Source organism: Permianibacter fluminis, from assembly GCF_013179735.1.
GTDB classification, from domain to species: Bacteria; Pseudomonadota; Gammaproteobacteria; order Enterobacterales; family Permianibacteraceae; genus Permianibacter; species Permianibacter fluminis.
Map to the genome: position 1 here is coordinate 2095142 of NZ_JABMEG010000001.1, position 20649 is coordinate 2115790.

Annotated in this window: 18 protein-coding genes; 9 read left to right on the forward strand and 9 right to left on the reverse strand. The window is 57.0% G+C overall.

Going from position 1 to position 20649, the window contains the following annotated elements:
- Positions 1-2: 2 nt before the first annotated feature.
- On the forward strand, positions 3-131 hold the full coding sequence (locus HPT27_RS19465; protein ID WP_268935736.1) for a hypothetical protein: 129 nt from the start codon (positions 3-5) through the stop codon (positions 129-131).
- An 87-nt stretch (positions 132-218) separates the two neighbouring features.
- A complete protein-coding gene (locus HPT27_RS09080) occupies positions 219-1760 on the forward strand; it encodes a DUF418 domain-containing protein (RefSeq protein WP_172242038.1) in 1542 nt (513 codons plus the stop codon).
- Between the two features lie 116 nt (positions 1761-1876).
- On the opposite strand, the gene HPT27_RS09085 is transcribed toward HPT27_RS09080, so the two are convergent.
- Complete coding sequence (locus tag HPT27_RS09085) at positions 1877-2353, reverse strand: YciI family protein (RefSeq protein ID WP_172242041.1); 477 nt, start codon at positions 2351-2353, stop codon at positions 1877-1879.
- Positions 2354-2647: 294 nt separating this feature from the next.
- Between HPT27_RS09085 and HPT27_RS09090 the strand changes: the two genes are divergently transcribed.
- Positions 2648-2896 carry a DUF3297 family protein gene (locus tag HPT27_RS09090; protein ID WP_172242044.1) on the forward strand — a complete coding sequence of 83 codons (249 nt, stop codon included), beginning with the start codon at positions 2648-2650 and terminating at the stop codon, positions 2894-2896.
- Positions 2897-2971: 75 nt separating this feature from the next.
- On the opposite strand, the gene HPT27_RS09095 is transcribed toward HPT27_RS09090, so the two are convergent.
- A complete protein-coding gene (locus tag HPT27_RS09095; RefSeq protein WP_172242047.1) occupies positions 2972-4039 on the reverse strand; it encodes an OmpA family protein in 1068 nt (355 codons plus the stop codon).
- 245 nt (positions 4040-4284) lie between these two features.
- A complete protein-coding gene (locus HPT27_RS09100) occupies positions 4285-5439 on the reverse strand; it encodes a glycoside hydrolase family 5 protein (RefSeq protein WP_172242051.1) in 1155 nt (384 codons plus the stop codon).
- A gap of 450 nt (positions 5440-5889) precedes the next feature.
- On the opposite strand from HPT27_RS09100, the gene HPT27_RS09105 reads away from it, so the two are divergent.
- Positions 5890-6486: a hypothetical protein gene (locus HPT27_RS09105; RefSeq protein WP_172242054.1), complete on the forward strand. Its 597-nt coding sequence runs from the start codon at positions 5890-5892 to the stop codon at positions 6484-6486.
- 188 nt (positions 6487-6674) lie between these two features.
- Here the strand turns inward: HPT27_RS09105 and HPT27_RS09110 are convergent, their stop codons facing one another.
- The gene (locus HPT27_RS09110) at positions 6675-7121 is read right to left on the reverse strand and encodes a putative signal transducing protein (protein ID WP_211197911.1); all 447 of its coding nucleotides are present in this window, start codon (positions 7119-7121) and stop codon (positions 6675-6677) included.
- A gap of 342 nt (positions 7122-7463) precedes the next feature.
- On the opposite strand from HPT27_RS09110, the gene HPT27_RS09115 reads away from it, so the two are divergent.
- Complete coding sequence (locus HPT27_RS09115; protein WP_172242057.1) at positions 7464-7946, forward strand: hypothetical protein; 483 nt, start codon at positions 7464-7466, stop codon at positions 7944-7946.
- 27 nt (positions 7947-7973) lie between these two features.
- Positions 7974-8462, forward strand: a complete 489-nt coding sequence (locus tag HPT27_RS09120) for a hypothetical protein (RefSeq protein WP_172242060.1) — start codon at positions 7974-7976, stop codon at positions 8460-8462.
- Between the two features lie 197 nt (positions 8463-8659).
- On the opposite strand, the gene gapS1 is transcribed toward HPT27_RS09120, so the two are convergent.
- The 3 genes from gapS1 to HPT27_RS09135 form a co-directional block, all read right to left on the reverse strand.
- On the reverse strand, positions 8660-10255 hold the full coding sequence (gene gapS1 / locus HPT27_RS09125) for a GapS1 family protein (protein ID WP_172242063.1): 1596 nt from the start codon (positions 10253-10255) through the stop codon (positions 8660-8662).
- Between the two features lie 76 nt (positions 10256-10331).
- On the reverse strand, positions 10332-11573 hold the full coding sequence (locus tag HPT27_RS09130; protein ID WP_211197912.1) for a ribonucleotide-diphosphate reductase subunit beta: 1242 nt from the start codon (positions 11571-11573) through the stop codon (positions 10332-10334).
- A gap of 394 nt (positions 11574-11967) precedes the next feature.
- Positions 11968-14859: a ribonucleoside-diphosphate reductase subunit alpha gene (locus HPT27_RS09135; protein ID WP_328820622.1), complete on the reverse strand. Its 2892-nt coding sequence runs from the start codon at positions 14857-14859 to the stop codon at positions 11968-11970.
- A gap of 597 nt (positions 14860-15456) precedes the next feature.
- Here HPT27_RS09135 and HPT27_RS09140 point away from each other — a divergent pair.
- Positions 15457-17928: an EAL domain-containing protein gene (locus HPT27_RS09140; protein ID WP_172242066.1), complete on the forward strand. Its 2472-nt coding sequence runs from the start codon at positions 15457-15459 to the stop codon at positions 17926-17928.
- A 141-nt stretch (positions 17929-18069) separates the two neighbouring features.
- On the opposite strand, the gene HPT27_RS09145 is transcribed toward HPT27_RS09140, so the two are convergent.
- Positions 18070-18501, reverse strand: coding sequence for a response regulator (locus HPT27_RS09145; protein WP_172242069.1), 432 nt, complete (start codon positions 18499-18501; stop codon positions 18070-18072).
- Positions 18502-18660: 159 nt separating this feature from the next.
- The gene (locus HPT27_RS09150; protein ID WP_172242072.1) at positions 18661-19239 is read right to left on the reverse strand and encodes a superoxide dismutase; all 579 of its coding nucleotides are present in this window, start codon (positions 19237-19239) and stop codon (positions 18661-18663) included.
- Positions 19240-19488: 249 nt separating this feature from the next.
- Between HPT27_RS09150 and HPT27_RS09155 the strand changes: the two genes are divergently transcribed.
- Positions 19489-20151: a urate hydroxylase PuuD gene (locus HPT27_RS09155; RefSeq protein WP_172242075.1), complete on the forward strand. Its 663-nt coding sequence runs from the start codon at positions 19489-19491 to the stop codon at positions 20149-20151.
- Between the two features lie 139 nt (positions 20152-20290).
- A complete protein-coding gene (gene grxD, locus HPT27_RS09160) occupies positions 20291-20632 on the forward strand; it encodes a Grx4 family monothiol glutaredoxin (protein ID WP_172242078.1) in 342 nt (113 codons plus the stop codon).
- Positions 20633-20649: the final 17 nt, after the last annotated feature.

A 20649-nucleotide genomic window follows, 5' to 3' on the forward strand; every position in this document is an offset into this window, starting at 1 on the left:
CGATGGCTATTGGCGAATCATCAGGTGCTGATGGGCTTTTCATCGGGTTCGCCATTGAGGTCATCATCAAATTCACCGGCGAAAATGTAGGCAATGCCGCTTCGTCAGTGCTGCTGCCGGCAACCTTTTGAAACATCCGGCCACGTCTTGCTGGTACGAATACAGGGCTTGGGTCCGTACAGTCGCTGCCTCAACGTTAGCAAGGACGGATTCTCACCATGACGGCGACTTCTTCGACCGATCTCGGCCACGCAGCAAGCACCACGCTGACTCCGGTGCCGATCAACCAGCGCATTGCGCTGCTGGATATTCTTCGCGGCTTTGCCTTGATTGGCATCTTGCTGATGAACATCGAATGGTTCGGCCGGGCGATGAGCAGCATCGGCAATGTCGATCGCAGTCTGGTCGGTGGCGACTTTGCCGTCGGCTGGCTGGTAAAGGTGTTGGTCGAGGGCAAGTTCTACAAATTGTTCTCGTTGCTGTTTGGGATGGGCTTTGCGGTGATGCTGCTGCGGGCACAGGAGCATGGCCGGCCATTCGTTGCGCTGTTCTCCCGGCGCATGGCCGCACTGCTGGCGTTTGGTCTGTTGCATGCCACGCTGCTCTGGGGCGGCGACATTCTGCGTGCTTACGCTGTCGGTGGCATGCTGCTGCTGGGGTGGGTCATGCTGGTGCGCAAGCCACGCTTGCAAAAACTGGCCAGCCCGGGCGCGATGCTCAAATTGAGTCTCGGCATGATGGCCTTGCCATTCCTTGCCATGCTGAGTTTCGGCAGCTACTACGCACTGAGCCATGACAACGTCGAGATGACCCGGCAATGGCAAGAACGGCTGCAGACCGAGCAAGTCGCTGATGAGCTGTTGGCGAAAGCCAAAGCAGACGGTATCGATTTGGCTGCAAGCGATTCAGCGACGGAACCCTCGACGGATGGCGCGGATGGCACCAAGACCGACAGCACCGCCAAGGCTGACGAACCTGAGATCGATCTGGACTCGTTGTCTGCTGAAGATCGCCTTCAGCACCTGGCCAAGGAGCGCGCGCAGACCAAGGCCGAGCGCGAGAAAGAAGAGCAAGCCGAGATTACCGCTTTCACCCAGCCAAGCTATGCGGTCGCGACGACGTTTCGTTTTGACGCGGTGGTAGAAGAGCTGCCGGTTTTTGCCTTCATGGCGCTGCTGGATTTGTTTCCGTTGTTTCTGTTTGGTTACTGGCTGGTGGTGAGCGGTAAAATCCGTCATGCCGATCAGCATCGGACCTTGTTCCGCACGATGGCTTGTCTCGGCATCGGTTTGGGCGTGGCAATAAGTGCGGCCAGTGTCGGCATCATGGCGCACCCGGCTAGCCGTCATGTGTTGATCGTCGGCAACGCCGCCGGTGGCTTGTTCCAGCTTGGCCAGGTCATTCTTGCGGCAGGCTATCTCGGTTTGTTTGTCACGGCTGTGCAAGCACGGTTCTGGCAACGGGCCCTGTCATGGCTGGCGCCGATGGGACGCATGGCACTGACCAATTACCTGACCCATTCGCTGGTGTTGACGACCATATTTTACGGTTATGGCTTTGCTCAGTACGGCAAGATATCGCGGGCGCCGCAGCTGTTGATTGTTGTTGCCATCATTGCCGCGCAAGCGCTGTTCAGTCGCTGGTGGTTGAGCCGTTATCGCTACGGTCCGATGGAATGGCTGTGGCGCAGCATCACCTACTGGCAATGGCAGCCGCTGCGGTTGTCGCGGGTTACGGTCGATGGCGTGCAGCCGGCATGAAGCAAAAAGGGCGAACAGAAGTTCGCCCTTTTTCATTGATGTGGTTTCATTCATTCTTTGCGATCTGGTGAAGTGATCGCCAAGCGTGCCCGCTGCGCAGCGGCAGCATACGGCCATCAGAAATCCTTCAGCACCAATTTCTTGTGGGCGTCATTGACCAGCATCAGCGCTGCCGTGCCGTAGTGATTATGGTATTCGGCAACCATTTCACCTTTCATGATCACCGGGTCCGTCGCGACGTGCTGTTTGGCCTCGTCAATGTTGTCGACTGCCAGAATGAACAGACCGCGCCAGCCGTCGACGCCATCCAATGGACCGGCGACAGCCAGAATCCCGGCGTCGGCCAGCCGGGTCATGTTGGCGAAATGGCCTTTGAACATCTCATCCCGCTCCGGTCCTTTCGGCACCGGATTCGGGCCGGTCTTGAGAATGACCAGCACATACTTGCGCATGCCATGTTCATCGGCGCCGGTCCGTTTGGCGAGCGCGGCATCAAACCCGGGCTTGGCCGGCGGCGCGGCGGTTTCACCATGCGCCTGCCCGGCTGCCATGGCCAGCAAAGCCGCGAGCAAAACTGTCGGAATAATGTTCATTGCTTTCTTCTCCTGTTGGACTGTCTGTCCTTGCGAGCGGTTTGCGCCTGATTTGCATGTAGTTTGTGCTCAGGCGCCTTGTTGGCTGGCAGGTGGGTGGCGCAATGCAAAGGCCGTTGGCAAGGGTTGCAGCGCCGGCCGGGGTGACCCCGTGGGCTCATCAACCCGGGCCGGTGCCATCAGGGTAGGCGACTTAGCGCAATCCGTCAGGGGACTCGCCATGCAGGCCGGTGGCTTGAATATGTCATGGCGGTCGCCGAAAATGGCGCACGATTTTTTCGGAAGACTTGCGCCATGAGCGAAACCCACTCCAGACCGGCCTTGCCGGACCGCCTTTCTGTCCGCCCGCGCAGCCCGCATCATGTGAAGGAACTGGTTCAGTACGATATCGGCATCCGTCTGGATGGCAAGGAACGCTTCGATGTCGAGGAGTACTGCATCAGTGAAGGCTGGGTGAAGATCCCGGCCGGCAAAGCGCTGGACCGTTATGGCTTGCCGCTGCTGGTGACGCTGAAAGGCAAAGTCGAGGCGTTTTATCGCTGAACGTTTTCGGTGAGTGCAAAAAAACGGTGACGCGTGCGTCACCGTTTTTTTTCATCGAAAATGACTTGGTGTGGCTTACTGCTCGACCAGCTCCACCCGACGGTTCTTTGCTTTGCCGTCGTCACTCTTGTTGCTGCCGACCGGCGCGAGGTTGGCGACGCCTTGCGCTGCCATCCGCGCTGCGTCAATGGCGTATTCCTTGGTCAAATACGCGGCCACGGCTTTGGCGCGGTCCAGTGACAACTTCATGTTGGCAGCGAAAGTACCCTGATTGTCGGTGTGGCCAACGATGAACACTTTCTTGTCGCGGTTTTCCTGCAGGTATTTGCCCATCTCGGTCAGCTGCGCTTTCGATTCCGGCTTGATGTCGGCTTTGCCGGTATCAAAGTAGACGCCGTAAATCGCGACCTTGCCCTGGGCAGAAATTTCCGAGGCAATCTTGTCCTTGCTTTGCAGGCCATTCAGGTCAACGCTGACCTGGCCAAGCGGCATGTCTTCCGGCTGGACGATCTGGATGTAGGTGATGGTGACGTCACCGGAGAAGTGCTTGTCTGTCGAAACCAGTACATGCGCTGTCTTGCCGCCGGCCGAAATCGTGCCAACACTCATCTGCTGCATCTTGCCGTGTTCGCCAAAAATATTGCCGCCGTTATCGAGGTTCGCCAGCACGTCCTTCAGCGCCGGATTGACATTGGTGGCGCGGCGAAAATCCAGAATGGTCATTTCGTCCATGCCGTCGTCGAGACCATACGAGGTGGACTCGCATTTGTCTTCGCCGGCACAGCTCAGTGTTTCCTTGTAGCCAGCCGCTTTCAGCGCGGTCACGTAGTTCTTCTGCACTTCGTAGGGGCGCTTGCCGACCGGGGCGAGGTAGAGCAGGCGGGTGATCTGGCCTTCCACGGTCAGCGGCTTGATCAGTTCGTTCATGCCCTCGAGACCAAATTGCGTCGGCACGACGGTCGCATCAAAACCGATTTGCTTGTAGCCCACCAACCAGGAGCCGGCAAAGCGATGAATCAACGGATGGTCTTTGGCGCCGTCCAAATCCTTGGCATTCCAGTCTGCTGCCTGCGCGGCACCGACCAAAACAGCGCCAGCCACGACGGCTTGGATCGCTGCACGAAAAATAGACACTGCTCGCATTGCTCACTCCCTGTTGAAAGACCTATTCCCAAAAAAGCCCGCAACTCCAGCAAAAACGGCCTGCAAGCGGGGCGGCGCGATTGCACACCGGCAGCGCTGAATCCGGGCTGAATGCGATAACGCTACAGCTGCCGTTTCGTTGACCGCAATTTTCGCGACCGGATTTTACCGAGCCTGATTTTACCCGGCCTGATTTTACCAAGCATGACCCCTGCAGTATTTGAACCCTCACACATTCAACTCGGTCACTGCTTGAAGTAGTCGGAGATGGTCGCGAGAACGGTCTCCTTGGTGCTCCAGCCACCGTTGCCGTCCTGATATTTGACGCCGTAAGAGTAGGGGTTGAAGGTATCGCGATAAGTCCAGTAGGTGTAGCCGACGCTGTTGCTGTTTATCAGTGACAGCAAGGCGTTCAGATACGTCATGTCGGGGTCTTCACCCGATTCCACGCCGGTCTGCTGGATGAACACCGGCACATGATAATTGTTGCGCAGCGTGGTCAACTGACTCAGCCGGAACTGCAAATCAGCAATATTTTGTTCCTGGGTCTGACCGGTATGCACAAACAAGTTGCCGGTGTACACCACATCAGGCCACTGCGCATGGTAGGCGCGCTCAACGATTTTCATCTGATAAAGCCGTGGGCCGACCAGAAACGGAATGCCTGATGCAACGGCGCGAATTTCACTGATGATCTGATCGTAAAACGCCGTGATTTCACTGTCGTCGACGCCGGTCGGATCCGGTTCCGGCAGTGGTTCGAACAAGGCCAGATATGGCGTGTCTTTGTAGCGCGTGGCAACAAATCGCCAGACCTGAATGAATTTCGCCCGCGCGTCCGGATCGCTCCAGAAATTGTGGCCGTCCGGGTACTGGCCATCCGGGTCGCAATAGGCAATGTCATCCGCCGTCTGGGTGCCGTTTTGGCCGCAATCGGAATCAACAAACAGGATGATCCACAAATGCGCTGCAGAAGCCTGCGCAATCATGGCATCCAACACCTCCAGGTGATGCACGTCGATGCCGACAGTATCGGTCTGGCTATCATCACGACTGTCGTTGTTGGTGTTGGAGTAATAGCCCCACCAGCGCAGCGGAATGCGGACGGCATTCGCACCCTGTGCGACGTTGTCGGCGGCATCTTGCGGTTGCGCAGTGCCCCAACGGCCCCAGTTCCAGCCCCGCAGGTTCACGGCCTTGCCATCATTGTCCATTAGGCTGGAGTCACTGATATGCAGGTGGGCGATATCGGATACCGGCGGTGGCGTTGGCGCACCACTGTCCGATGACGAGCCACCACCGCAGGCGTTCAGCCAAAGTGGCATTACCAGCGCCAGCAACTGGACAGCGCGGCGTGACAATACGTTGCAAACGTCAGCGACCGATAAATGACCAAGCATGCCTCAACTCCATTTTCAACATGACAATACGGCTAGCGACATCTGGAAACGATTGAGGCGGCGATGGGTTGACACAAGAAAACGAAAAAAAGAGCCCAGTCACGATTAATGGCAGAACGGACATCTTCAGATTTGTTGCCAAAGAGCAGGCAAACGCCATTTACATCAGAAAATCAGCCGAAAAGTATCTCCCAACGCAAGGCGAAGGCGCCGATTCAAGGCGTCTGATTTGGGGGCGCAAGCCTTGCAGCGGTGTGAACTCATGCTGTGAAGTTCGCCACTACAGGTCCTGCGGGTGTGGCGTTAGCGCTCAGTGCGGCGTTCCTCTGCGCATTTTTGGGCGCTTGACTGGGTAATTTCGGGATTTGTGGCTACTTTAAATTTGTTGTGATCGACAAGCGCCCAGTACTTCCGAGGGCGTCATTCCAAATCAATGATGGGATTACCGATATGAAGCAATTATGTTTAGCCTTGGTCGTGGCGGCGCTGCTGCCATTGTTGGCTCGGGCCGATGACTTGAGCTACAGCTACATTCAGGCGGGCTATGCCAGCTCGGAGCTGGATGATCTCACCTTTGACGGTGCTTCCGTGCAGGGCTCCGTGGCATTTGGCACCAGCAATTTCTATGCGGTGGTCAATCACGAGTCGGGTTCCGATGGCGATTTCGACATGACCCAGACCAGTGCCGGTGTTGGTTATCATTTTGACCTTTCAGCCAATGCCGATGTATTCACTGAGCTGGCCTACATTGCCAACGAAGTGGAATACACGGGTAGTTCCGGCTACACCTCCGACGACAACGGCTACCGAGTGACGGCTGGCCTGCGCGGCATGTTCAGCAGCAGCTTCGAGGCCATCCTTGCGGTCCATTACACCGACGTCAACGATTTTGGTAGTGGCTATGGCGGCACGCTCGGTGCAGTGATCCACTTCAGCCCTCGTTGGAGTTTGTACGGCAGCTATACCAGCGCTACCCGGGACGATGTGTTTGATGACGGCAACATGGATCTGAAAACCACAGCAGCTGGCGTCCGTTTCAGCTTCTGACAAACTCGTAAGATGGGTGGAGCGCTAGCGAAACCCATCAAACAGCTGACGTAGTAGGGAAAACGATGGGTTCTATCCACCATCCGTCCGTTGGTACCGAAATTTCGCATCGGAATGTTCGCGTCGGTTGAAGCCGCGATCCCGGGTCATGCTTCGCAAGACTCAGGGATCGCGTGCTAACTACCGAATTAGGTCGAGATGTCCTCATCATCGCTCAACGCGTAATCGCCGCGTCGTATCGCTTCGAGAATCTCATGGGCAGCTTGCAGATGTGACTCCGGGACCAAGATTCGAACACCACCCGTAGCGGTAGACAAAAGGTAATTGGCGGTTGCCATATGTGCGTCGGGGGAGAAGGCTGGGATGCCTTCGGAATCAAGCACGGCTTGCAGCACGGTGGCTTCCGCGGGCTCAAGATACCTTGCAATGGGAACCAGATCTCCGGCAACAGCGCTCTCTTCGACTTCAGCAGTCGTCATCTCGGCCGGTGAATACGTGATTCCGCGAGAGCTCAACTCTTCCCGAGCTACTTCTTGTGCTAGCTCTGTTAGCTCCCCGGAGCCGAGGCGTCGTCTTAGCTCGTCATCGTGCAAATTCTGAAACCGATTGACTAGCGATTCTTTCGTGATATCCATGTCCAGTGCCTGAGATTTGTGTTTAAACGCTATGCAAATTTAAGGGCTCTGCCCCATTAAATTTGAAGATTAAAGCGAATTTTGTAGTATGGGTAGAGGCGCGCAGCGCCGAAACCCATCGTTTGGGCGGCGTGGCAGGAAATGCGATGGGTTTCGGCACGTTGTGCCTCTACCCATCCTACGCGTGCTTGACGCATTTGATTTGACAAAATAATGTCGCTGCCATGATTGGTTCGTCCGAACCAGTCCAGCCTTTGTTGGAGTCATTGAATGCATGCGGGAGTAAAGCGGGGAGTGCCGCTGTGTGGGGTTTTGGCGTTGCTACTGATCGGATGTGCACCGATGCCACCGTCAAAGCTTCGGGAAGTCGCGCAGGTCCGTAATGCCTTCAGTGCCGACGAAGCACGGGCGATGTTGGGCAAGGGCAAGGGCACCATCAAAGGCAGTGCGCTCATTCGTCAGTCGGGAGGTGGGATAGTGACGTGTGCGGGCCTTGAGGTTTCGCTCATCCCGCAGACGGCGTATGCCAAAGAGCGTATCAAGCTCATTTATGGTGACCGCGAGGGAGGTTATGCCGATGTGGAGCGAGCTGAGGCGCTGAACCTGGCGCCGGGCTTGCCCGAATTCATTCAGTTGACGCGCAAGACGGTCTGCGACGCGCAAGGGTTCTTTCAGTTCGATGAAGTGGGGCCTGGCCGGTGGTATGTCGCGACAAGTGTTATCTGGCGAGTGGGTTACGACAAGCAGGGGGGGCATTTGGCGACCCGGGTGGAAGTGGTTTCGGATGAAGTGCATCAGATCGTGCTGACGCCGCATGCGCTCTGATCGAGCTCTGATAAACAGGAGTACAAAATGGCAGAAGCGCAGTGCAGTGCCTGTCACTACCCCCTCGGTGAAGGGGAAACGTCGTGCTCGAAGTGTGGGGTGAAGGTGGGAGCGAAGGGTGAGGCGAAGAAAGGGACGACCGTCAGGGAGATGATCACCCTGGCGCTGATGTTCTTCATCATTGCCGGTACGGTGTTTTCCTTCCTGCATGGTCGCGATTATGAGCGGAAGATAGCGCAGCGGGCAGAGCAAGAGGCCAAAACGCCCAAGGCACCGGTGCGGGAGAAGTCGGCAATTGAGAAGGCGAAGACTACGCTTGAACGGCAGGCCATCATGGAGGCGTACCGGATCATCGTGACATCGGGCTTTCACTGCGAGGAAATCAATGACGCGGTGGTCGGGGCGGGCCTTTTCAACTGCGATGGCTACACCAGGCAATACACGATTTACGATAACGACGACGGTACCTGGACGGTCGACAATGGCAAGGGCACCAAAAAGCGGGTGCCGAAGTAGCCGAAACTGTCTTGGTGCGGTTAAGCAAAGGGCTTGTCGGCGTATACCTGCGGGTCTTTGTTCTTGCATGGCATGCGGAGGCTCTCATGGATGAGGAAGAGCAGGAAAGAGTTGTAGCCCGGAACGAGCGTTGCGGGTTCCGGGATCTGTCTTAGGCATCAAGCAGAGATCCCGGATCTTGCTTCGCAAGATCCGGGCTACGCTTGCTGGCTACGCAGTACGACTAACATTTCGACCAATTCATGATGGCAGTCTAGGTAATAGCCAATCTTCCCAGACCAAAAGGAATCCATCATTGCAAGTTGCTTGGCGATAGAGCTAGCCAGCTCATCCCTGGCTGCAGCGAGCACTCTATTTGGTGAAGCCTTTTCAAGGCCGTAGTCTCTCAAATGCATCTGAAAGTTGTGTCGCGATGTTAACAGGTCGCGATCTCTAGACTCACAGTCATCGATAACTCTAATCGGATCTATGCCTTTGCTTTTCCAACCTTCGAGCATCATCTCGAAATCAGCGATAGTTATGAAGTAGGTGCGCTCAAGCTTGATTGGTATATGCCCGATGTCATGGATTAACTTCGTTGGTATGGATTGATCTATGTTTTCCGTGAGCTTTTTCCCACTTGATATGTGATGGTCTCGATTTGTAACTATCAGAGCGACATCCTTTACTGATGTGGTGTGGGCGCCTATTTTTTGAAGTGTCGCTGCGCATTGCTGAGCTTGTATCAGTCCTTTCGTGAAGCTTCCACTTAAGCGATCCCTCAGTTCTTCTGGGGTGGATGTTGTATTGACGAAAACCCCAGGCTCTATGGCTTTTGAATCTGTAAATATCTTTGCATCGCCAAAGTCAATAATTGCGTCAACTTTCTTCCCCTTAACGCCATTTGCCTTGTAAATCGACTCTATGTCCTGTTCGCATATGAATTTGGCGCCATATTCGGTCAGTAGGGAAAGTAGGTACGCCTCCATAACATCGCCAAGTTTTTCCTTGAAGGATTCCTTTTCTCGGAGCTTTAGGTGGTACACGACGAAATCTGCGAGTCCAACCATAAAGACTGGCGCGCTTGGGATAATTAACTTGTTTCCAACAGTGAAGCATGGCTTGGTAAGAAACGGAGTGTCTTCAAAATACTCCCAGCTTGGGTGATTGTCCTTATTGAGTGTTGAGCAGAGGACATGGGCTTGTTCTGGTGTTACTGAGATGGCGGCGATGTACTTCGCAATGGTCTGAATTGAATAACTTGGGTGAAGCAGTGATATTATTTCTGAAAAATTGAGCGTGAATGATTCAGTCTTTATCTTACTTGACGCGATGAACATTAAAAGGAAGCTTATTTCGTAAAAATCCTTTAATTCAAAGTCAAAATTTTTCTTGAATACGGAGCTGAAGTAGTGGGTTTTTGAGTTGTACAGCCAGCAGTAATGTCGAACAAGTTGGAGAATGGTGCTGCTATCTGTCGTTTGATATAGAATTTGTGGGGTAAGAAACCTTCGTAGCTCCAGCGTCAGATTGCCAGATGATAGGTCGGCTGCTTCGGATTGTGCTTCATAGAGTCGATTGGCTAATCGTACAAATATTTCGGGGGTTATCGGCTTACGGTCGTCACTAACGGGCTGAGCGAAACTCCACTTCAACAAAAGATAACAGCACCAAGGGGCCCTTTTTAGAATCGATAGTCTATCGGTGTCAGGAATAAGGAAATACTCATGAAAGACTTCCAAAACTGAGAGCGGGGTGTACTCTTTGAGCTCACTTTTAACCTGCGCTGCGCGTTTCGAGTAGATATTGCCCATTTGATTGGCATTGATCCGGCTGTCAAATCGCAAAGATTTCTAGATGTAAAAAGGCAGCCGAAGCTGCCTTGCTTGTTCAATCCCAGCTCAACGCCCCACCGGTCTGATACTCGATCACGCGGGTTTCAAAGAAGTTCTTTTCCTTCTTCAAATCCATGATCTCGCTCATCCACGGGAACGGGTTGGTGGCGCCCGGGTATTGTTCTGGCAGGCCCAGTTGGGCAAAGCGGCGGTTGGCGATGAAGTGGAGGTAGTCTTCCATCATCGCGGCGTTCATGCCGAGTACGCCGCGCGGCATGGTGTCGCGGGCGTATTGCACTTCGAGCTCGGTGCCTTCGAGGATCATCTGGACGACTTCTTTCTGGAAATCGGCGGTCCAGATGTGCGGATTCTCGAACTTGATCTGGTTGATCACGTCGATGCCGAAGTTAAGGTGCATCGACTCGTCACGCAGGATGTATTGGAACTGTTCGGAGACGCCGGTCATCTTGTTGCGGCGGCCCATGGCCAGAATCTGGGTGAAGCCGCAGTAGAAGAACATGCCTTCCATGACGCAGTAGAACGCGATCAGGTTGCGCAGCAGGCGCTGGTCGTCTTCCGGTTTGCCGGTGTGGAATTCCGGATCGCCCAAGCTTTGGGTGTACTTGAGTGCCCACGCGGCTTTTTTGGCCACGGTCGGCACTTCGCGGTACATGTTGAAGACTTCGCCTTCGTCCATGCCGAGCGATTCCACGCAGTATTGGTAGGCGTGGGTGTGAATCGCTTCTTCAAAGGATTGGCGCAGCAGGTACTGGCGGCATTCCGGGTTGGTGATGTGGCGGTACACGGCCAGCACCAGGTTGTTGGCGACCAGCGAGTCGGCGGTGGAGAAGAAGCCGAGGCTGCGCATGACAATCAGGCGCTCGTCTTCGGTCAGGCCGTCTTTGCTGCGCCACAGGGCCACGTCTTTGGCCATGTTGATTTCTTGCGGCATCCAGTGGTTGGCGCAAGCGTCGAGGTATTTTTGCCAGGCCCAGTCGTATTTGAACGGCACCAGTTGGTTGACGTCGGCGCGGCAGTTGATCATGCGCTTTTCATCAACGGATACGCGGGCGGCGCCCATTTCCAGCTCGGCCCAGCCGGCGGAGGCGTCCATGGTGTTGATGGCATCGATGGCGGCATTAACCGCATTGCCAATGACCGGTTTCGGCGTGGCCGGTGCCACGGTGTCAGTTTTATACGCAGGAGCAGCCGCTTGAGCCGGAGCAGTTGGCATCACGGGCGGCATTTTTGCTGCAGGCGCAGCAGGGGTATCGTTAGCGTCTTCCCAGCTAAACATTTTGGCAGCCTCTTTATCCTTGGGGTTAGACATTTTCTTACTTCGCTAATTCGTTGTATTGCGCTTATCACTGATTCAATAAGCGGGGTATTACTTGCCTTTGCAACGGTGCTGCGTCTTTTTACGTTGGCGCGCTCAAGTGGATCTTGATTCGGCGCAAACGTGATTTGTTGTGCTGCTTTTTTTTATTGCGTTTTGTTTTGGTGTTGCGTGTTTGGTTTTGTGCTTATCAAGTTGTGGTGCGTGCTGGGGGTTCCCCCTCTCCCTAACCCTCCCCCGCGAGGGGGGAGGGGATCAACAGGAAGGGAAAGCCACACCCCACCCAACCTCCCCTCCTGAAAGGGGAGGGGTAAAATTGCTTCCTCCCCTCGTGAGAGGGGAGGAAATGGTTTGCTTACTGGCAGGCTTCGCATTCCGGGTTGTCGATGCTGCACAGCTTTGGTGCCGGTTCATCGGCGGCCATCAGCGGGGCAGGGGCGGCAACTTTGGACGAGACCGCGTTCAACGCGCCATCGCTGACGGTTGATTTCTCGGTGCTGGTGGCGCCGAGCGAGCGCAGGTAGTAGGTGGTTTTCAGGCCACGGTACCAGGCCATGCGGTAGATCAGGTCCAGCTTTTTGCCGTTCGGCTGATTGATGTAGAGGTTCAAGCTTTGCGCTTGATCCAGCCACTTCTGCCGGCGCGAACCGGCTTCGATCAGCCACTTGCAATCGACTTCGAACGCGGTCGCGAACAGGGCTTTCAGATCGGCCGGGATGCGGTCGATTTTCTGCACCGAGCCGTCGTAGTACTTGAGGTCGTTGACCATCACGTTGTCCCACAGATCGCGCTTTTTCAGCTCTTCGACCAGGTAGAAGTTGATGATGGTGAATTCGCCCGACAGGTTCGATTTGACGTACAGGTTCTGGTAAGTCGGTTCGATCGACTGCGACACGCCGGTGATGTTGGCGATGGTCGCGGTCGGCGCAATGGCCATGACGTTGGAGTTGCGCATGCCTTGCTTCTGCACTTTGCTGCGCAGCGCGCCCCAGTCCATGGTCTGGCTCAAATCGACGCTGACGTAATCATTGCCACGGTTTTCGGCGATGAATTTGACCGAGTCGATCGGCAATATGCCTTTGCTCCACAGCGAACCTTCAAAGGTCTGGTAGCTGCCGCGCTCTTTGGCCAGTTCGCTCGACGCCGAGATGGCGTAGTAGCTGATGGCTTCCATCGAGCGGTCAGCAAACTCCACCGCGGCGTCAGTGCCGTACGGGGTCTTGAGCATGTACAGCGCGTCCTGGAAGCCCATGATGCCAAGGCCAATCGGACGGTGTTTCATGTTCGAGTTTTGTGCTTGCGGCACCGGGTAGAAGTTGATGTCGATGACGTTGTCGAGCATCCGCACCGCGGTCTTGACCGTCTGCTCCAGCTTCACCAGGTTCAGCGCGCCGTTGAAAATGTGGTTGACCAGGTTGATCGAACCCAGGTTGCAGACCGCGATTTCATCCTGATTGGTGTTCAGGGTGATTTCGGTGCACAGGTTCGAGCTATGGACCACGCCAACGTGCTGCTGCGGCGAGCGCAGGTTGCAAACGTCTTTGAAGGTGATCCACGGGTGACCGGTTTCAAACAGCATGCTCAGCATCTTGCGCCAGATGTCTTTGGCCGGCAGCGTTTTGAAGACTTTGATCTTGCCTTCTTTGGCCAGCCGCTCGTAATGCTCGTAGCGTTCCTGGAAGGCCTTGCCGTACAGATCATGCAGATCCGGCACGTCGTTCGGCGAGAACAGCGTCCAGTCTTGATCGTCGGTGACCCGCTTCATGAACAGATCCGGCACCCAGTTGGCGGTGTTCATGTCGTGGGTACGACGGCGATCGTCACCGGTGTTCTTGCGCAGCTCCAGAAACTCTTCGATGTCGATGTGCCAGGTTTCCAGATAGGCACAAACGGCGCCTTTGCGCTTGCCGCCCTGGTTCACCGCGACGGCGGTGTCGTTGGCGACTTTCATGAACGGCACAACGCCCTGCGATTTGCCGTTGGTGCCCTTGATGTGGGCGCCAAGGCCGCGCACCGGGGTCCAGTCGTTACCCAAACCACCAGCAAATTTGCTCAGCAGCGCGTTGTCACGCACGGCCGCGAAAATGCCGCCGAGATCGTCCGGCACGGTGGTCAGGTAGCAGCTCGACAGCTGTGAATGCAGGGTGCCGGCGTTGAACAGCGTCGGCGTCGACGACATGTAGTCGTTGCTCGACAGCAGGTTGTAGAACTCGATGGCGCGTTCGTTCTTTTGCGGCTCGCGAATGGACAGGCCCATCGCGACGCGCATGAAGAACACCTGCGGCAGTTCAATGCGGACGTTGTTGTGGTGAATGAAGTAACGGTCGTACAGCGTCTGAATACCGAGGTAGTCAAACTGCATGTCGCGTTCCGGCTTGATGGCGGCGCCAAGCTTGGCCAGATCAAAGGTGGCCAGTTCCGGCGACACCAGTTCCAGCTCGATACCGCGGGCCAGGAAGGCTTCGAAGGCCTTCGGGTACAGCGTGTTCATGTCGTGCTGCTGGGCGAACTCGGCGATCTTGAGGTAGCTCAGTGCCTCGGCACGGACCACATCCAGCAACAGCCGGGCGGTGACGTAGGCATAAGCCGGATCACGCTCAATCAGCGGCCGCGCCGACATGATCAGCGCTTGCGAGACGTCGGCCTCGGCAACGCCGTCATAGAGGTTACGCACGGCATCTTTCAGGATGGCGTTGGCGTCGACATCTTTCAGGCCTTCGCAGGCTTCCTGCACCAAGGTCTGCAGACGGGCCATGTTCAGCGGTTTCAGCTGGCCGGTTTTGTCCTTGACTCGCAGATTGCTGGTAACGCCAGCGGCAGCGCGCGCGGCCTGCTCTTTGGCGGCCCGCTCTTCGGCGCGTTTTTCCCGGTACAGCACATAGGCGCGGGCGACTTTTTGCTCGCCGCTGCGCATCAGGGCCAGTTCGACCTGGTCCTGGATATCTTCTATATGCACGGTGCCGCCGCCTGGATGGCGACGCAGCAGCGTGTTCCAGATTTGCTGGGCCAGCTCGCGCACGGTTTCGTGGACGCGGCTGGAGCCGGCGGCCTGGCCGCCTTCGACGGCCAGAAAGGCCTTGGTGACGGCAACTTCAATCTTGCTCAGATCAAAGGAAACGACTTTGCCATTGCGCTTGATGACGCGCACTTGACCCGGGGCGGTGGCGGCCAGGTCGGATTCGGTTTGGGGTGTCTGTTGGCTCGGGTTCATCGTGGCACTGCTGCTGATGGGTGTGTGCTGTTCCATGGCTCCTCCACTGATGGCCAAAATTATTAGGGGTGTTGCCAGTTGTTATCGGCAAATCAGTACTGCAAAAACGGTGTGCAAAACCGCGACTCAAAAGGTGAAACAGACAGGACGGTGACCATCACGATGGGGTGGCGAAGTACTCACTCCGGCGTCGCACCGGGACTGCCGCCAACCCTGTCATGGCATCCTGCCGGGGGCTTGACGGATGGTGCAGTTTTTGCTGCTCAGCACAATCGTTGGTGGCCCACCGGGATCGGACCCCCCATATATTGGGGTCCAATAGCGTAGCGACACTCTATGACCTTTTCCTGACTGCAGCAAGAGCGCAAGGTGCTAATAGACGTGGGGAAAGCTGTGGAAAAGTTTATTGTTGTGAACGCACGCACCAGATAAACCCATCCGCGAAATGTCTGCCGATGAAATCGCCCGATAGGCGCGTGAACTGTGCGGTCTTCGCACATTCAGTGGCGTCGAAAACGGCACCGACCCGACTCTGATTCGGTTCCAGTTCGGCCACGACGCCGGAAAGGCCGGCGGCGCATTCGAGCCGGCTCGGCTATGCTGGAAACACCTCCCACGTCGCTTCGGGTAGTAATGAGCAAGCGCCTCGAATTATTGCTGGTTGAAGACTCGCCTGATGATGCCGATTTGCTGCTGCTGGCCTTGCGCCGGGGCGGCTTTGCGCCCGCGATTACCCGCGTTGAGACTGCGGATGCGTTTCGCAAGGCGCTGGCCGAGCAGAGCTGGCAGCTGATCATCTCCGACGTCAACGTGCCGAGTTTTGGCGCCGAGCGGGCGCTCGCCATCCTGACCGAAACCGGTCTGTCGATTCCTTTCATTGTCGTGTCCGGCCATCTGAAAACCGAAGACGCCGTGATCATGATGCGGGCCGGCGCCGAAGACTTTATCCAGAAAGACGACATCGCCCGGCTGGTGCCGGCGGTCGAGCGCGCGCTGCGCGACGCCGAGCTGGAGCGGGCCCGTGCGGCGGCCACCGAAGAGGCCGAGCGCTACGGCAGCATTCTGGATGAAGCCGCCGCCGAGATTTACTGGGTTGATGCCAGTAGCCTGAGCATCGAGCACGTCAATCAGGGCGCTTGCAAGAACAGCGGCTATCTGCTGGAGGACCTGCAGGGCCAGTCGTTTGCGCTGCTGCTGCAATGGCCGCTCGAACAGCTGCGCAGCGCGCTGCAGCCGGTCTACGACGGCCAGCATGCCCAGTTGTCGTTTGAAGCCGATATGTACCGGGCCGATGGCAGCAGCTACCCGGCCGATTTGCGGGTGCAGTTGCTGTCCGGCTATCTGGTCGTGCTGGCCATCGATCTGACCGAGAAAAAAGCCATTGCCGATCAGCTGCGCAAACTGTCGCAGGCGGTCGAGCAAAGCCCGAGCGGCGTGGTCATTGTCGACCGCACGGGCCACATCGAATACGTCAACCGCAGCTTTGTCGAGATGCACGGCTACGAATCCGGCGAAGTGATTGGCATCGATCTGGGTGAGCTGATTACCCAGCAGTCGCCGAGCCAGCGCACCCATCAGTTGCGCGACGCGCTCAACAATGGCGGCAGTTGGCGCGGCGAGCTGCACACCCGGCGCAAGGATGGCCACACGATTTGGGAATACGTGTCGCTGTCACCCATCCAGCCGGAGATCACGCCCGGCCCGAACGGTTTGGCGGCGGTGCTGAATCCAGCGCACTTTCTGGTGATGCTGGAAGACATCACGGTGCGCAAGGAATACGAACAAAAGCTGATGCGGCAGGCGAGCTTTGATGAGTTGACCAAGCTGCCGAACCGGCTGTTGGCCTTTGATCGGCTGAGCGTGGCGCTGGCCGATGCCCGCCGCAACAACAACCGGGTCGCGCTGTTTTTCATCGACCTCGACAACTTCAAGAACGTCAACGACACACTCGGCCATTTCGCTGGTGATGCGCTGCTGATCGAAGCGGCCGGCCGCTTGCAAAGCTGCCTGCGCGAAACCACTACGCTGGCCCGGTTCGGCGGCGACGAATTCATTCTGGTGATGCCGGAGCTCGATAGCCCGAACAGTGCCCGGGTGCTGGCCCAGCGCATTCTGAAAGTGCTGCAGCATCCGTTTCATATTCACGGCCGCGAACTGTTCATCTCGGCCAGTATCGGCATCACCATCTGCCCGGACGATGGCGAGACTACGCAGATCCTGCTGCAGAATGCCGATGCCGCAATGTATCGCAGCAAGGAACAGGGCAAAAACGCGTTCAGCTTCTTCACCCCGGAAATGAACCGGCTGGCCGCGCAGCGGCTGACTCTGGAAACGCAATTGCGCCGGGCGCTGCCGCAAAGCGAATTTCATCTGGTGTATCAGCCGGTGGTATCGGCGCGCAGCCTCAGCATTGTCGCGGTGGAAGTGTTGCTGCGCTGGCAGAACAGTGAGCTGGGTCTGGTGGCGCCGGATCAGTTCATTCCCATTGCCGAAGAGACCGGCCAGATCGTGCCGATTGGCGAATGGGTGCTGCGTGAATCCTGTCGCACGGTGGCGCAGTGGCAGCAGGAAATTGCGGCGCCGCTGCGGCTGGCGGTCAACGTGTCGGCCCGGCAATTCACCGGTTCCGGCATGGTGACGACGGTACGCGATGCACTGGTCGACAGCGGGCTGCCGGCCGAGCTTCTGGAGCTGGAAATCACCGAGCGGCTGGTGCTGCACGAAACCGCGGCCAACTCCAGCCAGCTGCACCAGATCAACGAAATGGGCGTGCGCCTGTCGGTCGATGATTTCGGCACCGGCTATTCGGCGCTCAGCTATCTGAAACGGTTCCCGTTTGATGTGTTGAAGATTGATCGCTCGTTTGTCCGTGACGTCACCCGTGATCGTGACAACGCCGCCTTGGCCAAAGCCATCATTGCCATGGCACATGGTCTCGACATGCAGGTGATTGCCGAAGGCGTGGAAACGGTCGAACAGCGGGACTTTTTGCTCGAGCATGGCTGCGACATGATGCAGGGCTATTTCTTCAGCCGGCCGCTGCCGGCCGATCAGTTCATTGCCATGATCAAGGAAATCGAGCGCCGGATTGTCTCGGTGGAGTAAACCGAGCCAAACGGTACGGAACGGAATCGAAGCGAATGTGAAGGGGATGGGCCAGAACGACCGCGCACCCGATGGTATGGCTGTGGGTTGCGCATAAAACGAAAACGGAAGCCGGTGGATGGCCGGCTTCCGTTTTTTATTTCAGCGCGGCGCGGTATTCAGCAGCATCCAGTACAGGCCAAGCTGGCCGATGGCTTCGGTGAACTGGCCGAAATCGACCGGCTTGGTGATGAAGCTGTTGACGCCCAATTGATAAGAGCGGACCACATCGCGTTCCTCCGCGGAGGAAGTCAGCACGACGACCGGAATTTTGGCGGTGCGCGGATCGGCTTTCAGTTTTTGCAGCACGGTCAGGCCGTCGACTTTCGGCAGTTTCAAGTCCAGCAAAATCAGCCGGGGCTGCTCATGGATGGCGCGGTTGGCATGGGCGCCGGTGCAGAAAATGAACTCCAGCGCCTCGGCACCGTCGCGCGCCACTTCGATATGGTTGGCGAGGTTCTTCTTGCGCAGCGCGCGCAAGGTCAGTTCCATATCATTCGGGTCGTCTTCGACCAGCAGGATTTCCACTTCCATTCTCGCGCCACCATCCGGGTCCGTGTAAACAGCCTAGTTCGCACATGCCCGCTCTTCAACTTGGGGGCCGGCCGGACCTATCCGGGGCAAGCAGAACGGGGCCAGCAAAAAGGGGCCTGGTTGGCCCCTTTTTTGATACGACCACCGGTGGTGACCGGATCAGCCGAAGTTCTTGCTGGCGAACTGCCAGTTGACCAAGGCCCAGAATGCCTCGACGTACTTGGCGCGGGCATTGCGGTAATCGATGTAGTAGGCGTGTTCCCAGACATCGCAGGTCAGCAGCGGGGTGTGGCCATCCAGCATCGGGTTGCCGGCGGCGCCGGTGTTGACGATGTCGACCGAGCCGTCGGCCTTCTTGACCAGCCAGGTCCAGCCCGAACCGAAGTTGCCCAGTGCCGAGGCAGTGAACTTCTCCTTGAACGCGGCGAACGAGCCAAAGGCCTTGTTGATGGCGTCGGCCAGCGCGCCGGTCGGCTCGCCACCGGCGTTAGGCGCCAGCGAGTGCCAGTAGAAGGTGTGGTTCCAGATCTGGGCGGCGTTGTTGTACACGCCACCTTGCGAGCTCTTCATGATCTCTTCGAGCGACTTGCCTTCAAAAGCGGTGCCCGGCACCAGCTTGTTCAGGTTGTCAACATAGGTCTGGTGGTGTTTGCCGTAATGGAAATTCAGGGTCTCTTCCGAGATATGCGGGGCCAGCGCGGTGCGGACGTAAGGCAGGGGAGGCAGTTCGAACGCCATGACGGGATCTCCAGCAGATAGCGTAAAAACGGCAATACCCCAAGCAAAACTAAGGGTAAGCCGGGGAAAAAAGGCTGCGCATCTTAAGGGAAGTACCGCGACGCGACAAATGAACCCTGTGCAAAACCTCATGCCGGAGCGCTAGAATCGGGCGGCTTCGACTTTGTGCGGGTACGCACATTCATTAAAACAGTCCCATCGCCTCGACTGGACGATCAATCGGGCGATCAACAAGAACAGGAGGGCATCATGGAGGCATTGTTTTCACACGCCGGCGCCGAAATCGGCTTGCGTTGGCTGCACTTTTTCTTCGGCGTGGTCTGGATCGGCACGCTGTATTACTTCAACTTCATTCAAGGCGAATTCTTCAAGGAAGCTGAGGCTGCCACCAAGAGCAACATGATCCAGAAGCAGTTGCCGCGGGCACTGAACTGGTTTCGCTTTGGCGCCTTGTGGACCTTCGTCAGCGGCGCGCTGATCCTGGCGCTGCGCGGTGCCAACATCACCGACACGCTGTTTTTCGGCGTGCTGCTCGGTACCCTGATGTTCCTGAACGTCTGGCTGATCATCTGGCCGAACCAGAAGATCGTCATCGCCTCGACTACGCAAGTGGCGCAGGGCGGCGCCGCCCTGCCGGAAGCCGCTGCCGCCGGCCCGAAAGCGCTGTTGGCTTCGCGCACCAACGTGATGTTCTCGCTGGCCATGCTGTTCTTCATGGGGGCTGGTGCCCACATGCCGTTCGGCATGTTTGACCTCGGCAGCATCAAGATTTGGATCGCCATTGCCCTGATCGGCGCGCTGGAAGTCAACGGCATTGCCGGCAAGCTCGGCCCGATGACGACCGTCAAAGGCGTGATCCACTGTGGCGTCGGTTTGACCCTGGTTTTGCTGGGGTTGATGGCCTTCCTGTAACCCGGGCAGGTCAGTTGGTGGTTCCGTGACAGGGAACCGGGAAAAGGGCTGCGTGGCAGCCCTTTTGTTTGGTCAGGACTCGGCGGGACCGGCTCGGGTACAATAGCCGCCATTCCTGTCGTCAGTGGAGCCAAGCGCCGTGGACACCCTCGAGAAAATCCAGAAACAACTCGCCGACAATACCGTCGTGCTGTACATGAAAGGTTCACCAAAGCTGCCGATGTGCGGCTTCTCGGCCCGCACCGCCGAAGCGGTGCTGCAATGCGGCCAGCCGTTCGCCTACGTTGATGTGATCGCCAACCCGGACATCCGCGCCGAGCTGCCGAAATTCGCCAACTGGCCGACCTTCCCGCAACTGTGGGTCAACGGTGAACTGATCGGCGGTTGCGACATCGTCACCGAGATGTTTGCCAAAGGCGAGCTGATGCCGCTGCTGAAAGACGCCACCGAAAAAGCGAAGGCAGCGAAAGGCGAAGCCTGAGCGTGGTACTTCGGTAG

Bases quoted from the DNA above. Each gene is read 5' to 3' on its own strand.
- HPT27_RS19465 (WP_268935736.1), top strand. From the start codon at position 3: ATGGCTATTGGCGAATCATCAGGTGCTGATGGGCTTTTCATCGGGTTC.
- HPT27_RS09080 (WP_172242038.1), top strand. From the start codon at position 219: ATGACGGCGACTTCTTCGACCGATCTCGGCCACGCAGCAAGCACCACG.
- HPT27_RS09085 (WP_172242041.1), bottom strand. From the start codon at position 2,353: ATGAACATTATTCCGACAGTTTTGCTCGCGGCTTTGCTGGCCATGGCA.
- HPT27_RS09090 (WP_172242044.1), top strand. From the start codon at position 2,648: ATGAGCGAAACCCACTCCAGACCGGCCTTGCCGGACCGCCTTTCTGTC.
- HPT27_RS09095 (WP_172242047.1), bottom strand. From the start codon at position 4,039: ATGCGAGCAGTGTCTATTTTTCGTGCAGCGATCCAAGCCGTCGTGGCT.
- HPT27_RS09100 (WP_172242051.1), bottom strand. From the start codon at position 5,439: ATGCTTGGTCATTTATCGGTCGCTGACGTTTGCAACGTATTGTCACGC.
- HPT27_RS09105 (WP_172242054.1), top strand. From the start codon at position 5,890: ATGAAGCAATTATGTTTAGCCTTGGTCGTGGCGGCGCTGCTGCCATTG.
- HPT27_RS09110 (WP_211197911.1), bottom strand. From the start codon at position 7,121: ATGGATATCACGAAAGAATCGCTAGTCAATCGGTTTCAGAATTTGCAC.
- HPT27_RS09115 (WP_172242057.1), top strand. From the start codon at position 7,464: ATGCCACCGTCAAAGCTTCGGGAAGTCGCGCAGGTCCGTAATGCCTTC.
- HPT27_RS09120 (WP_172242060.1), top strand. From the start codon at position 7,974: ATGGCAGAAGCGCAGTGCAGTGCCTGTCACTACCCCCTCGGTGAAGGG.
- gapS1 (WP_172242063.1), bottom strand. From the start codon at position 10,255: ATGGGCAATATCTACTCGAAACGCGCAGCGCAGGTTAAAAGTGAGCTC.
- HPT27_RS09130 (WP_211197912.1), bottom strand. From the start codon at position 11,573: ATGTTTAGCTGGGAAGACGCTAACGATACCCCTGCTGCGCCTGCAGCA.
- HPT27_RS09135 (WP_328820622.1), bottom strand. From the start codon at position 14,859: ATGGAACAGCACACACCCATCAGCAGCAGTGCCACGATGAACCCGAGC.
- HPT27_RS09140 (WP_172242066.1), top strand. From the start codon at position 15,457: ATGAGCAAGCGCCTCGAATTATTGCTGGTTGAAGACTCGCCTGATGAT.
- HPT27_RS09145 (WP_172242069.1), bottom strand. From the start codon at position 18,501: ATGGAAGTGGAAATCCTGCTGGTCGAAGACGACCCGAATGATATGGAA.
- HPT27_RS09150 (WP_172242072.1), bottom strand. From the start codon at position 19,239: ATGGCGTTCGAACTGCCTCCCCTGCCTTACGTCCGCACCGCGCTGGCC.
- HPT27_RS09155 (WP_172242075.1), top strand. From the start codon at position 19,489: ATGGAGGCATTGTTTTCACACGCCGGCGCCGAAATCGGCTTGCGTTGG.